Source organism: Streptomyces sp. OfavH-34-F (assembly GCF_022347745.1).
GTDB lineage: Bacteria > Actinomycetota > Actinomycetes > Streptomycetales > Streptomycetaceae > Streptomyces.
In genome coordinates, this window is record NZ_JAKRGC010000188.1 from 1 (window position 1) to 12,274 (window position 12,274).

At 71.9% G+C, this 12,274-nt stretch carries 13 protein-coding genes and 1 pseudogene; 10 read left to right on the forward strand and 4 right to left on the reverse strand.

Annotated features, from left to right (window positions below):
- Both MHW47_RS23470 and hutI read left to right on the forward strand, forming a co-directional pair.
- A pseudogene (locus MHW47_RS23470) lies at positions 1–246 on the forward strand (formimidoylglutamate deiminase); the annotation flags it as partial.
- 58 nt (positions 247–304) lie between these two features.
- On the forward strand, positions 305–1,492 hold the full coding sequence (gene hutI, locus MHW47_RS23475) for an imidazolonepropionase (RefSeq protein ID WP_239225758.1): 1,188 nt from the start codon (positions 305–307) through the stop codon (positions 1,490–1,492).
- Between the two features lie 56 nt (positions 1,493–1,548).
- Here the strand turns inward: hutI and MHW47_RS23480 are convergent, their stop codons facing one another.
- Positions 1,549–2,454, reverse strand: a complete 906-nt coding sequence (locus MHW47_RS23480) for an RNA polymerase sigma factor SigF (protein WP_239225759.1) — start codon at positions 2,452–2,454, stop codon at positions 1,549–1,551.
- A 287-nt stretch (positions 2,455–2,741) separates the two neighbouring features.
- Between MHW47_RS23480 and MHW47_RS23485 the strand changes: the two genes are divergently transcribed.
- Both MHW47_RS23485 and MHW47_RS23490 read left to right on the forward strand, forming a co-directional pair.
- On the forward strand, positions 2,742–3,110 hold the full coding sequence (locus MHW47_RS23485) for an STAS domain-containing protein (protein ID WP_239225760.1): 369 nt from the start codon (positions 2,742–2,744) through the stop codon (positions 3,108–3,110).
- Positions 3,111–3,345: 235 nt separating this feature from the next.
- Positions 3,346–3,855, forward strand: coding sequence for an ATP-binding protein (locus MHW47_RS23490; RefSeq protein ID WP_239225761.1), 510 nt, complete (start codon positions 3,346–3,348; stop codon positions 3,853–3,855).
- An 84-nt stretch (positions 3,856–3,939) separates the two neighbouring features.
- On the opposite strand, the gene MHW47_RS23495 is transcribed toward MHW47_RS23490, so the two are convergent.
- Positions 3,940–5,436, reverse strand: coding sequence for a peptide MFS transporter (locus MHW47_RS23495; RefSeq protein ID WP_239225762.1), 1,497 nt, complete (start codon positions 5,434–5,436; stop codon positions 3,940–3,942).
- A gap of 427 nt (positions 5,437–5,863) precedes the next feature.
- On the opposite strand from MHW47_RS23495, the gene MHW47_RS23500 reads away from it, so the two are divergent.
- Entirely contained in the window at positions 5,864–6,541 is a 678-nt protein-coding gene (locus MHW47_RS23500; protein WP_018104033.1) for a response regulator transcription factor, read from the forward strand.
- Between the two features lie 72 nt (positions 6,542–6,613).
- Positions 6,614–7,879, forward strand: coding sequence for an ATP-binding protein (locus MHW47_RS23505; protein ID WP_239225763.1), 1,266 nt, complete (start codon positions 6,614–6,616; stop codon positions 7,877–7,879).
- Positions 7,880–7,901: 22 nt separating this feature from the next.
- Here MHW47_RS23505 and MHW47_RS23510 read toward each other — a convergent pair whose 3' ends face one another.
- On the reverse strand, positions 7,902–8,483 hold the full coding sequence (locus MHW47_RS23510; RefSeq protein ID WP_239225764.1) for a GtrA family protein: 582 nt from the start codon (positions 8,481–8,483) through the stop codon (positions 7,902–7,904).
- 181 nt (positions 8,484–8,664) lie between these two features.
- Between MHW47_RS23510 and MHW47_RS23515 the strand changes: the two genes are divergently transcribed.
- From MHW47_RS23515 to MHW47_RS23525, 3 genes are read left to right on the forward strand one after another with little or no spacing between them, the layout of a single operon-like run.
- A complete protein-coding gene (locus MHW47_RS23515) occupies positions 8,665–9,804 on the forward strand; it encodes a 5-(carboxyamino)imidazole ribonucleotide synthase (RefSeq protein WP_308381684.1) in 1,140 nt (379 codons plus the stop codon).
- Positions 9,801–10,340, forward strand: coding sequence for a 5-(carboxyamino)imidazole ribonucleotide mutase (purE, locus tag MHW47_RS23520; protein WP_239225766.1), 540 nt, complete (start codon positions 9,801–9,803; stop codon positions 10,338–10,340). The genes MHW47_RS23515 and purE overlap by 4 nt, the downstream gene beginning before the upstream one ends.
- Before the next feature lie 5 nt (positions 10,341–10,345).
- Complete coding sequence (locus tag MHW47_RS23525; RefSeq protein WP_239225767.1) at positions 10,346–11,542, forward strand: dipeptidase; 1,197 nt, start codon at positions 10,346–10,348, stop codon at positions 11,540–11,542.
- 24 nt (positions 11,543–11,566) lie between these two features.
- On the opposite strand, the gene MHW47_RS23530 is transcribed toward MHW47_RS23525, so the two are convergent.
- Positions 11,567–11,926 (reverse strand): VOC family protein, encoded by a 360-nt coding sequence (locus MHW47_RS23530; RefSeq protein ID WP_239225768.1) that lies wholly within the window; start codon positions 11,924–11,926, stop codon positions 11,567–11,569.
- 103 nt (positions 11,927–12,029) lie between these two features.
- On the opposite strand from MHW47_RS23530, the gene MHW47_RS23535 reads away from it, so the two are divergent.
- Positions 12,030–12,274: ABATE domain-containing protein (locus MHW47_RS23535; protein WP_239225769.1), on the forward strand; the 245-nt coding region annotated here is incomplete at its 3' end.

Sequence of the window (12,274 nt, forward strand, 5' to 3'; positions counted from 1 at the left end):
CGGCCCGGCGCGGGCGTCCTGGAGGCAGGCGCCCCCGCCGACCTGGTGACCGTCGCCCTCGACTCCGTCAGGACGGCCGGACCCGTGGCCCGGCTGGGGGCGGAGACCGCCGTGTTCGCCGCGTCCGCGGCCGACGTCCGCCACACCGTGGTGGCGGGACGCCACCTCGTACGCGACGGACACCACACGCTGGTCGACGACGTCCCCCGCGCCCTCGCCCGGGCCATCGGCGCCCTGCGCCCCTGAGCAGCCGGCCGGGGGACGACCGCCCCCGGCCTCCCCACGCAAGGAGAGCAGCCCCCCGATGACGACGACCGTCCTCACCCACATCTCCGCCCTGGTCACCAACGACCCCTCGCAGGGGGACGGTTCACCCCTCGGGCTGATCCGGGACGCGGCCGTCGTCATCGAGGGCGACCGCGTCGTCTGGACCGGCGAGTCCGGCCGGGCGCCCGCCGCCGACCACGCCCTCGACGCGGGCGGCCGGGCCGTGATCCCCGGCTTCGTCGACTCCCACTCCCACCTGGTCTTCGCGGGCGACCGCACCGAGGAGTTCAACGCCCGCATGTCCGGCCGCGCCTACAGCGCGGGCGGCATCCGCACCACCGTCGCCGCCACCCGCGCCGCCACCGACGACCAGCTCTCCGCCAACGTCGCCCGCTACCTCGCCGAGGCGCTGCGCCAGGGCACCACCGTCCTGGAGACCAAGTCCGGCTACGGCCTCACCGTCGAGGACGAGGCTCGCGCCCTGCGCATCGCCGCCCGCCACACCGACGAGGTCACCTTCCTCGGCGCCCACATCGTCTCCCCGGACTACGCCGACGACCCGGCCGGCTACGTGGACCTGGTCACCGGCCCGATGCTCGACGCCTGCGCCCCGTACGCCCGCTGGGTCGACGTGTTCTGCGAGCGCGGCGCGTTCGACGGCGACCAGGCCCGCGCCGTGCTCACCGCCGGCGTCGCGCGCGGCCTGCGCCCCCGCGTCCACGCCAACCAGCTCGGCCACGGCCCCGGCGTCCAGCTCGCGGTGGAGCTGGGTGCCGCGTCGGCCGACCACTGCACCCATCTGACCGACGCGGACGTCGACGCGCTCGCCCAGTCCGACACCGTCGCCACCCTGCTGCCCGGCGCCGAGTTCTCCACCCGCGCCGCCTGGCCGGACGCCCGCAGGCTGCTCGACGCGGGCGCCACCGTCGCGCTGTCCACGGACTGCAACCCGGGGTCCTCGTTCACCTCGTCCGTGCCGTTCTGCATCGCCCTGGCCGTGCGGGACATGGGCATGACCCCGGACGAGGCCGTCTGGTCCGCCACGGCGGGCGGCGCGGCGGCCCTGCGCCGCGACGACGTCGGCCGGATCGCCCCGGGCGCCCGCGCCGACCTGGTCCTCCTGGACGCGCCCAGCCACGTCCACCTCGCGTACCGGCCGGGGGTGCCGCTGGTCCGCGAGGTGTGGCGGGCCGGGGAGCGCGTCGCGGGCCCGTACGGCGGCTGAGACGAGCGGAAGGGCCCGCCCCGAGGGGGCGGGCCCTTTCCGTCGGCGGGGGAGCCTCACTCGTCCAGCGTGAGGCCCTTGCGCAGCTTGACCAGCGTGCGCGACAGCAGTCTGGAGACGTGCATCTGAGAGATGCCCAGCTCCTCGCCGATCTCCGACTGCGTCATGTTGGCGACGAACCGCAGCGAGAGGATCTTCCGGTCGCGGCCCGGCAGCGCGGCGATGAGCGGCTTCAGGGACTCGACGTACTCGATGCCTTCGAGCCCGTGGTCCTCGTAGCCGATCCGGTCGCCCAGCGCGCCCTCGTGCTCGTCGTCCTCGGGCGTGGCGTCCAGCGAGCTGGCGGTGTACGCGTTGCTCGCGGCCATGCCCTCGACGACCTCGTCGCGGCTGAGGCCGAGGCGGTCGGCGAGCTCGCCCACGGTGGGCGCCCGGTCGAGCCGCTGGGCGAGCTCGTCGCCCGCCTTGGCCAGGTCGAGCCGCAGTTCCTGCAGGCGGCGCGGGACGCGCACGGACCAGCTGGTGTCGCGGAAGAAGCGCTTGATCTCGCCGATGATGGTCGGCATCGCGAAGGTCGGGAACTCGACCCCGCGGCTGAGCTGGAAGCGGTCGATCGCCTTGATCAGGCCGATCGTGCCGACCTGGACGATGTCCTCCATCGGCTCGCTGCGGGAGCGGAACCGGGACGCGGCGAACTTCACCAGGGCCAGATTCAGCTCGACGAGCGTGTTGCGTACGTACGAGTACTCCGACGTGCCCTCGTCGAGGGTTTCGAGCCGGGCGAAGAGCGTCTTCGACAGGGCCCTGGCGTCCAGCGCCCCCACCTCGGTGTAGGGCGGGATCTCGGGCAGGCCCTCCAGGCCGTCCAGGCCGTCGAGAGCTTCGGTGTGTGATGCGGTGTGTCCCTGGGGACATGCTGACGGCGCGTCGTGGGTACGCGGTACGTCGAGCCGGGGCGACATGGGGTCTCCTCCATCATTCTCGGCATATGGCTGCCGATGCCCATACGTGTTCCTGCGGTGAAGCGGCGCCTCCGAAGCCGGTCGTGGTTTTTGGGGTTCCTCTACCCATACCCGCTCGTCATCGATCGGTACAACCGCCAATTGACCCTATATGTCCGGTTTGTTGAGGTCTTCCGCTACCGCGTGGCGCAAGGAACGCGTAGGGTTCCAAGAACATCAGTGACAACTGGGCACGCATCCGTTGATGTGGTGATGCGGACAGTGACGAGCGGTGAAGAGGGACGGGCATGGACCGCGGGACGGTCGGCAGTGCGAACCGGGGTCGGCTTCAGGTCGAGGTCCGGACCGAGGGGCTGAGCGAGGTGGTGACGCCGGTGGGTGAGCTCGACCACCACACGGCGGATCTGCTGCGCGAGCCGCTGGAGAGCGCGGTCGAGCAGGGGCGTGCGCGCCTGGTGGTCGACTGCTCACGACTCGACTTCTGTGATTCCACCGGGCTGAACGTGCTGCTCGGTGCGCGCCTCCAGGCGGAGGCGGCCGGGGGAGGGGTTCATTTGGCCGCGATGCAACCGGTGGTGGCCCGGGTCTTCGAGATCACGGGCGCCGAGGCGGTGTTCACCGTCCACGCCTCGCTCGCCGAGGCCCTGGAGACCTGACCCCGTCCCCCCGGCCGCACGGGGCCGGTCGTGTGAGTTACGCGATCGGCGAAGCGCCGGGGGGTGTCGTCTCCGTTCGGCCGGGCAGGAGATCTTCGGGTCAGCTCGAACGGCCCGGCCTGTCGTGCCTGTGCGGTTCCTGTGTCAGTGTCCGTATCGGTATGTGTTCTCGTATGTGTTCAATGGTTCTTATCTGTCCAATGGCGACATGGTGAATCGGTGAGGTGAAGCGCTGATGAGCACCACCCGGCAGCATCCGCCGGGCGACCTCGGCCGCGAGCCGGAGGGCGCGGGCGTTTCCTCCGCCGAGCCCGTCCGGCCCGCCGAGGCCGCCGAGCGGCAGTGGCGCACGCTGTCGCTGCGGGAGGCCACCGGCATCGTGCCGACGGCCCGTGATTTCGCCCGCGAGGCGCTCCACGACTGGGGCTGGCTCCCCGCGTCGAGCGCCGACCGCCGCGCCGCCGCGGAGGACGTCCTGTTGGTCGTCTCCGAGCTGGTCACCAACGCCTGCCTGCACGCGGACGGCCCCGACGAGATCCGGATCGCCCGCAGCGCCAAGGTGCTGCGCGTGGAGGTCGCGGACGGCGGCGCGGGCCAGCCCGCCCCGCGCACCCCGCACCGGGCCGGCCGGCCCGGCGGACACGGCATGTTCATCGTGCAGCGGCTCTGCCTGGACTGGGGAGTCGTACGCGTGCCGGGCGAGCCCGGCAAGACCGTATGGGCGGAGCTGGCCGCCCCGGCGTGACCCCGTCACCCCACCGGCCGTACGCGAAAGGGGCCGCCGCACCGAAACGGTGCGGCGGCCCCTTTCGCGTACGGGGCGCTCCGGTCAGCGCACGTCGCCCATGTGCTGGGCGACCTTCTTGCGGTACATCCAGATGCCCACACCGGCGATGACGGCGAGGACCACCTCGAAGGCGACGGCTCCGGTGTTGTCCAGGTCCACGCCGAGCTGCTTGGAGGTGAGCAGACCGGTCACGGAGTCGCCGGCGGTGACGGCGAGGAACCAGACGCCCATCATCTGCGAGCTGTACTTCGCCGGCGCCATCTTCGTGGTCACCGACAGGCCGACCGGCGAGAGGCACAGCTCCGCGATGGTCTGGATGAAGTAGATCGAGACCAGCCACATCGGGCTGACCTTGCCGCCGTTGGCGGCCGTGTCGATGAGCGGGATCAGGAAGACGGCGAAGGAGACGCCGATCAGCACGAGGCTGGAGGCGAACTTGACCGCCGTGCTCGGCTCCTTGCCGCGCTTGTTCAGCCACAGCCACCCCGACGCGAGCACGGGGGCCAGCGCCATCACGAAGATCGGGTTCAGCGACTGGTACCAGGAGGTCGGGAAGTCGAACCCGAACAGGCTGTTCGTCGTCGAGTTCTCACCGAAGATCGACAGCGTCGAGCCGTTCTGGTCGTAGATCATCCAGAAGACGGCCGCGACCACGAAGAACCAGATGTAGCCCGAGAGCTTGGACTGCTCGGTGCGCGTCAGCTCCTTGTCGCGCTTCATCCGGGCCAGGACGGCGACCGGGATGACCAGTCCGGCCAGGGTGATCGGCAGGACGCCCCAGTCGACGAAGTTGCCGGTGACGCCGAGCAGGCCGTAGAAGACGACCGCGACGATCAGCCAGATCATGCCCTTGCGCAGCGCGGACTGCTTCTCCTGCGCGCTCGCCGGGGTCGTGACGATGTCGCTGCGCGGGCTCAGGTGGCGGGTGCCGAGCATGAACTGGGCGAGACCCAGCGCCATGCCGACCGCGGCCAGCGCGAAGCCGAAGTGCCAGTTGACGTTCTCACCGACGGTGCCGATGGTCAGCGGGGCGAGGAAGGCGCCGACGTTGATCCCGATGTAGAAGAGCGTGAAGCCACCGTCGCGGCGCGGGTCCTCCGGGCCGTCGTAGAGGTGGCCGACCATCGTGGAGATGTTGGCCTTCAGCAGCCCGGAACCGAGCGCGACCAGGGCCAGCCCGGCGAAGAAGGTCGCCGAGTTGGGCACCGCCAGCGTGACGTGGCCGAGGATGACGACGGCGCCGCCGATGGCGACCGTCCGGCGCGGGCCCCAGAACCGGTCGGCCATCCAGCCGCCGGGCATGGCGAGCAGGTAGACCATCGCCATGTAGGCGGAGTAGATGGTCGTCGCGGTGGTGGCGTTCATGTGCATGCCGCCGGGCGCGATCAGGTACAGCGGGAGCAGTGCCTTCATGCCGTAGAAGCTGTAACGCTCCCACATCTCCGTCATGAAGAGCGTGGCCAGGCCCCGGGGGTGGCCGAAGAAGGTCTTCTCGCCACCAGCGGTGCTCGACGGGTCCTTCGTCAGGCTGGACGCCATGATCGATCCTTGTGTGCTCGGGACGCGGCGCCGCATGAAGGCGGGTCCGCGCCCGGTGGGGGGAGGCCGGCACCGCCGCGGGCACGCCCACCGCGACGGGATCCACGCCCGGAGCCGCCTTCGACGGCGGTCCGGGCCCGGCCCACAGGTCATTCACTGAGGTACTTCCGGGCCGGCGGGTACCGGCCCCGCACACAAAAGAGACCTTTGGCGCTCAGAGCAGCCCAAAGGTCCTTGAGTAGTGCAATAGGCGTTGGGCCACCATACGGCACGACAGAGGGCGATATGGAAGGACTTGAGAGATGGATCACAGGTAAGGGCATGATCGCGGTCACATATTCCAAGGCGTACCCCCGGTCCGGGCGCTGACCCGCAGGGCTTGCGGATCACCTCCCGCCTCCTACCCCGCGCGGACTACCATCAGTGCATGACCCGTGTACTGCTCGCCGAGGACGACGCATCCATCTCGGAACCGCTGGCCCGCGCCCTGCGGCGGGAGGGTTACGAGGTCGAGGTGCGGGAAGACGGCCCGACCGCGCTCGACGCCGGTCTCCAGGGCGGCATCGACCTGGTCGTGCTCGACCTGGGGCTGCCCGGCATGGACGGCCTCGAAGTCGCCCGCCGGCTCCGTGCCGAGGGTCACACCGTGCCGGTCCTGGTGCTGACCGCCCGCGCCGACGAGGTGGACACCGTCGTCGGGCTCGACGCCGGCGCCGACGACTACGTCACCAAGCCCTTCCGCCTCGCCGAACTGCTCGCCCGCGTCCGGGCCCTGCTGCGGCGCGGCGCCACCGAGCCCGCCCCCCAGCCCGCCACCCACGGCGTCCGCATCGACGTCGAGTCGCACCGGGCCTGGATGGGCGAGGAGGAACTGCAGCTCACGGCCAAGGAGTTCGACCTGCTGAGGGTTCTCGTGCGGGACGCCGGCCGGGTCGTCACCCGCGACCAGCTGATGCGCGAGGTCTGGGACACCACGTGGTGGTCCTCCACCAAGACCCTCGACATGCACATCTCCTGGCTCCGCAAGAAACTCGGCGACGACGCGGCCAACCCGCGCTACATCGCCACCGTCCGGGGCGTCGGCTTCCGCTTCGAGAAGAGCTGACCCCCGGCGCGAGCCGCGAGCGCCGACGCGCTCCGCGCCACCCGCCCGAGCCGACGACGTACAGAAGCAGGCATGCGCCGACGACTGATCAACTCCACCCTCGCCGTCGTGCTCGTGGTGATCGCCGTCTTCGGCGTCTCCCTCGTCATCGTCGAGACCCGCACCATCAGCAGCAGCGCCCAGGAAAGCGTCGACTCCGAGGCGCTCCGGCTGATCAGCGTCATCGAGAGCCGGCTCCTCGGCTCCGAGCGGATCAACCCCGAAGTGCTCGCCGAGCAGATCGACAGCAAGCGCTACGCCCTGGTCAACATGCCCGGCCGGGCCCCCATCGAGGTCGGCGAGCGTCCCGGCGGCAGTGTGATCACCGCCACCGAGACGGGTGAGCACGGCGAGCGGGTCACCGTCGAGGAGTCCCGCTCCGCCGTCACCCGCGAGGTCGGCCGCACCCTCATGATCATCGGCGCGGTGGCGCTGCTGGCCATCGTCTCCGCCGTCCTCCTCGCCGTGCGCCAGGCCAACAAGCTCGCCTCGCCGCTCACCGACCTCGCCGAGACCGCGGAACGCCTGGGCTCCGGCGACCCCCGCCCGCGCCACAAGCGGTACGGGGTGCCGGAACTGGACCGCGTCGCCGACGTCCTCGACGCCTCCGCCGAACGGATCGCCCGCATGCTCACCGCGGAACGCCGGCTCGCCGCCGACGCCTCCCACCAGCTGCGGACCCCGCTCACCGCCCTGTCCATGCGCATCGAGGAGATCTCGCTCACCGACGACCCGGAGACCGTCAAGGAGGAGGCGCACATCGCGCTCGCCCAGGTCGAACGGCTCACGGACGTGGTGCAGCGGCTGCTGACCAACGCCCGCGACCCCCGGACCGGCTCGGCCGTCGTCTTCGACCTGGACGAGGTCGTCAAGCAGCAGATCGAGGAGTGGCGCCCGGCCTACCGGGGCGAGGGCCGCGCCATCGTCTGCTCCGGCAAGCAGGGGCTCAGCGCCGTCGGCACCCCGGGCGCGGTCGCCCAGGTCCTGGCCGCGCTGATCGAGAACTCCCTGATGCACGGGCGCGGCACGGTCGCCCTGCGGACGCGGGTCACCGGCAACCAGGCGGTGATCGAGGTGACGGACGAGGGGCCCGGCGTCCCGGCCGACCTGGGGGCGCGGATCTTCGAGCGGACCATCAGCGGCCGCAACTCCACGGGCATCGGCCTCGCGGTCGCCCGCGACCTCGCCGAGGCGGACGGCGGCCGGCTGGAACTCCTCCAGCAGCAGCCCCCGGTCTTCGCCCTCTTCCTGAGCCGGATGGCCCAGAGCAGAACGGAACCGGAACGTCCGGTGCGGTGACGGGCCCGCCCCGCGGGCACGCCTAGCGGCGGGCCGGGTCCGCCTCCACCCGCACGACGGGGGCGGGCACGCTCAGAACGGCCCCTTTGTCGGCGCCGGACTCCCCGGCGGCGGAGCCCTCGGCGGCGGACTTCCCGGCCGCGGCCTCGGCCGGGGCGGCCTCGGCGGGGACGGGCAGCGCCTTGAACACCCACGTCCGGTACGACCAGAAGCGGAACAGCGTCGCCACCCCGATGCCGACGATCTTGAAGACGTTGCTCTGGACCGGGGTGTCCCAGCCGAACCCGTACGTCGCCACGTACAGCACCCCGGTCTCGATGACCGCGCCCGCCGCGCTGAACAGCAGGAACAGGGTCAGTTCGCGGGTGCGGCCGGACTTGTCGCGGTCGCGGTACGTCCAGTGCCGGAAGCCGACGTAGTTGCACAGGATGGCGACGAACGTGGCGAGCAGCCCCGCGCGCACGGTCGGGATGTCGGTGTAGCGCCACAGCAGGTTGGAGACCGCGATGTTGACGACCAGGCCGAACGCGCCGACCACGCCGAACTTGGCCACCTCCCGGGCCAGCGACTCCAGCCGGGCCCGGAGTGTGCCTCGTTCGCTCATGTGATCGCTCAGCCCGTCCGCGTAGGTTCGGCCCCGAGGGGCGGCCGCTCGGTGCGACCCGGCCATGCTAACCAGGACACCCCCCGTACGCCTGTGCGTCACGGGGAGGGTGTGGCGCGTCCGTCACGGCGTGCGCCCCCTGCCCGGAGCCGCCACCGGGCGGTGCGGATACCCTGGGAGCGTGACGTTCCCGGTAGTCGGCATGGTCGGTGGCGGTCAGCTCGCCCGAATGACCCACGAGGCGGGCATCCCCCTCGGCATCAAGTTCAAGCTCCTCAGCGACACCGCTCAGGACTCCGCGGCCCAGGTGGCGGGCGAGGTCGTCGTCGGCGACTATCGCGACCTGGAGACGCTGCGGGCGTTCGCGCGCGGCTGTGACGTGATCACCTTCGATCACGAACACGTGCCCACCGAGCATCTGCGGGCCCTGGAGGCCGACGGCATCCCCGTCCGCCCCGGCCCCGACGCCCTGGTGCACGCCCAGGACAAGGGGGTGATGCGCGCGAAGCTCACCGAGATCGGCGCCCCCTGCCCCCGCCACCGCATCGTGGCCGACCCGGCCGACGTCGCGGCCTTCGCCGAGGAGGCCGGGGGATTCCCGGTCGTCCTCAAGACCGTGCGCGGCGGCTACGACGGCAAGGGCGTCTGGGTGGTCCGCTCCGAGGAGGACGCCGCCGAGCCGTTCCGGGCCGGCGTGCCGGTCCTCGCCGAGGAGAAGGTGGACTTCGTACGGGAGCTGGCGGCCAACATCGTCCGCTCGCCGCACGGCCAGGCCGTCGCCTACCCGGTCGTCGAATCCGTCCAGGTGAACGGCGTCTGCGACACGGTCGTCGCCCCGGCCCCCGACCTGCCCGAGGACCGGGCGGGCGAGGCCCAGCAGCTCGCGCTCCGCATCGCCGCCGAGCTGGGCGTCGTCGGTCACCTCGCGGTCGAGCTGTTCGAGACCCGGGACGGGCGCATCCTCGTCAACGAACTGGCGATGCGCCCGCACAACTCCGGCCACTGGACCATGGACGGCGCGATCACCTCGCAGTTCGCCAACCACGTCCGGGCGGTCCTGGACCTCCCGCTCGGCGACCCGCGCCCCCGCGCCCCGTGGACGGTCATGTGCAACGTCCTGGGCGGCGACTACCCGGACATGTACCAGGGCTATCTGCACTGCATGGCGCGCGACCCGCAGCTCAAGATCCACATGTACGGCAAGGACGTGAAGCCCGGCCGCAAGGTCGGCCACGTCAACACCTACGGCGACGACCTGGCGGACGTGCGCGAGCGCGCCCGGCACGCGGCCGACTACCTGCGAGGAACGATCACCGAATGACTTCCCCCGCCTCCGCGGCCCCGCTCGTCGGCATCGTCATGGGCTCGGACTCCGACTGGCCCGTCATGGAAGCGGCGGCCAAGGCCCTCGACGAGTTCGAGATCCCCTACGAGGTGGACGTCGTCTCCGCCCACCGCATGCCCCGCGAGATGATCGCGTACGGCGAGAACGCGGCCGACCGCGGCCTCCGGGCGATCATCGCGGGCGCGGGCGGCGCCGCCCACCTGCCTGGCATGCTCGCCTCGGTCACCCCGCTGCCCGTCATCGGCGTCCCGGTCCCGCTGAAGTACCTCGACGGCATGGACAGCCTGATGTCCATCGTCCAGATGCCCGCCGGCATCCCCGTCGCCACCGTCTCCATCGGCGGCGCGCGCAACGCCGGACTGCTGGCCGTCCGCATCCTCGGCGCGGCCGACCCCGAACTGCGGCGCCGGACGACGGAGTTCCTGGACGACCTGAACGACCAGGCCACCGAGAAGGGCAAGCGGCTGCGCCAGAAGGCGGCGGGCGCGGAGTCCTTCGGCTTCGGGAAGTAGGCGCCGTGACGGACCGACTGGACCGGGCGCGGGAACTCCTCGCCGAGTACCCCGTGGTCGACGGCCACAACGACCTGCCGTGGGCGCTGCGCGAGCAGGTCGGCTACGACCTGGCCGCCCGCGACATCGCCACCGACCAGTCGGCCCACCTGCACACCGACATCCCCCGGCTGCGCGCCGGGGGCGTCGGCGCCCAGTTCTGGTCCGTCTACGTACGCTCCGACCTCGCGGGCGACGCCGCCGTCAGCGCGACCCTGGAACAGATCGACGCCGTCGCCGAACTGCTCGACCGCTACCCGGCCGACCTGCGGCGCGCCCTGACCGCCGACGACATGGAGGCCGCCCGCGCCGAGGGCCGGATCGCCTCCCTGATGGGCGCCGAGGGCGGCCACTCCATCGCGAACTCGCTGGGCACCCTGCGCGGCCTGTACGCCCTGGGCGTCCGCTACATGACGCTCACCCACAACGACAACATCGCCTGGGCGGACTCCGCGACCGACGAGCCCGGGGTCGGCGGCCTCTCGCCCTTCGGCCACGAGGTCGTCCGCGAGATGAACCGCACCGGCATGCTGGTGGACCTCTCGCACGTCGCCGCGACGACCATGCGGGACGCGCTGGCCACCTCCGTCGCGCCGGTGATGTTCTCGCACTCCTCGTCGCGCGCCGTCTGCGACCACCCGCGCAACATCCCCGACGACGTGCTGGCGCTGCTCCCGGCCAACGGCGGCATCGCCATGGCCACCTTCGTGCCGAAGTTCGTCCTGCCCGAGGCCGTCGCCTGGACGCGGGCCGCCGACGAGAACCTGCGCGCCCACGGGCTGCACCACCTGGACACCACCGCGCGCGCCATGGAACTGCACGCCGCGTTCGAGGCGGCCCACCCCCGCCCGGTCGCCACCGCGGCCACCATCGCCGACCACCTCGACCACATGCGCGACGTCGCCGGCATCGACCACATCGGCATCGGCGGCGACTACGACGGCACCGCCTTCCTCCCGCAGGGCCTGGAGAGCGTCGCCGGCTACCCGAACCTGGTCGCGGAACTGCTGCGCCGCAACTGGTCGGCCGACGACCTGGCCAAGCTCACCTGGCGCAACGCGGTACGGGTGCTGCGCGCCGCCGAGGACGTGGCGCGCGAGCAGCGGGCGCTGCGCGGCCCGTCGCACGCCACGATCGAACAGCTGGACGCCCCGGCGGCCTGAGCCGCCGGGGCGCCGTTCCCCGTCTCAGCCGGCGCACAGGCAGAACGGGTGTCCCGCCGGGTCGGCGTACACCCGGAAGCTGCGCTTCCGGTCCTCCGCGTCCAGCACCGTCGCGCCCAGCGCCAGCACCTCGCGCTCCGCCGCGTCCAGGTCCGCCACGGTCAGGTCCAGGTGGAACTGCTGCGAGGCGTCCGCGCGCGGCCACTGCGGCGGTACGAAGCCGGGCGCGGCCTGGAAGGCGAGCGGGGCGCCGGCGCTTCCCTTGAGGTCCACCCAGTCCTCCTCCCGCTCCACCTCGCCGCCGAGCAGCGCGGCGTAGAAGTTCGCCAGGGCGACGGGGTCGGGACAGTCCAGGACGACGGCACCCACTGTGGCCAGAGCCATGTTGCTTCCTCCTCGGGCAGACTACGGACAGGTGGTTACCGCTTGAAGCGCTCAACCGGTAACCGTTACTGCATGCTCCCGCATGGGCGGTAACGTCGCAACCATGAATGAGAGGGATTCCGCGCCCGGTGGACTCGCGCTGGTCGAGGCACTGGTCAACACCCTGGACGTCGAGACCGGCGCGGACCGTCTCGACACGGCGGAGGGGCGCGCCGCATTCGCCCTCGCGGAGTCCGACGTACCGGCCGCCCGCGCCCTGCGCGAGGCCCTGCGCGCGGCCTGCCTGGCGCACGCCGGGCACGGCCCGGACGACGGCCCCCTGGGCGAACTGGACCGGCTGCTCGCCGG

Coding starts and splice junctions, on each gene's coding strand:
- MHW47_RS23510 (WP_239225764.1), bottom strand. CDS start 8,483: ATGAGCGAACGAGGCACACTCCGGGCCCGGCTGGAGTCGCTGGCCCGG.
- MHW47_RS23485 (WP_239225760.1), top strand. CDS start 2,742: ATGGACCGCGGGACGGTCGGCAGTGCGAACCGGGGTCGGCTTCAGGTC.
- MHW47_RS23505 (WP_239225763.1), top strand. CDS start 6,614: ATGCGCCGACGACTGATCAACTCCACCCTCGCCGTCGTGCTCGTGGTG.
- purE (WP_239225766.1), top strand. CDS start 9,801: ATGACTTCCCCCGCCTCCGCGGCCCCGCTCGTCGGCATCGTCATGGGC.
- hutI (WP_239225758.1), top strand. CDS start 305: ATGACGACGACCGTCCTCACCCACATCTCCGCCCTGGTCACCAACGAC.
- MHW47_RS23500 (WP_018104033.1), top strand. CDS start 5,864: ATGACCCGTGTACTGCTCGCCGAGGACGACGCATCCATCTCGGAACCG.
- MHW47_RS23495 (WP_239225762.1), bottom strand. CDS start 5,436: ATGGCGTCCAGCCTGACGAAGGACCCGTCGAGCACCGCTGGTGGCGAG.
- MHW47_RS23480 (WP_239225759.1), bottom strand. CDS start 2,454: ATGTCGCCCCGGCTCGACGTACCGCGTACCCACGACGCGCCGTCAGCA.
- MHW47_RS23490 (WP_239225761.1), top strand. CDS start 3,346: ATGAGCACCACCCGGCAGCATCCGCCGGGCGACCTCGGCCGCGAGCCG.
- MHW47_RS23530 (WP_239225768.1), bottom strand. CDS start 11,926: ATGGCTCTGGCCACAGTGGGTGCCGTCGTCCTGGACTGTCCCGACCCC.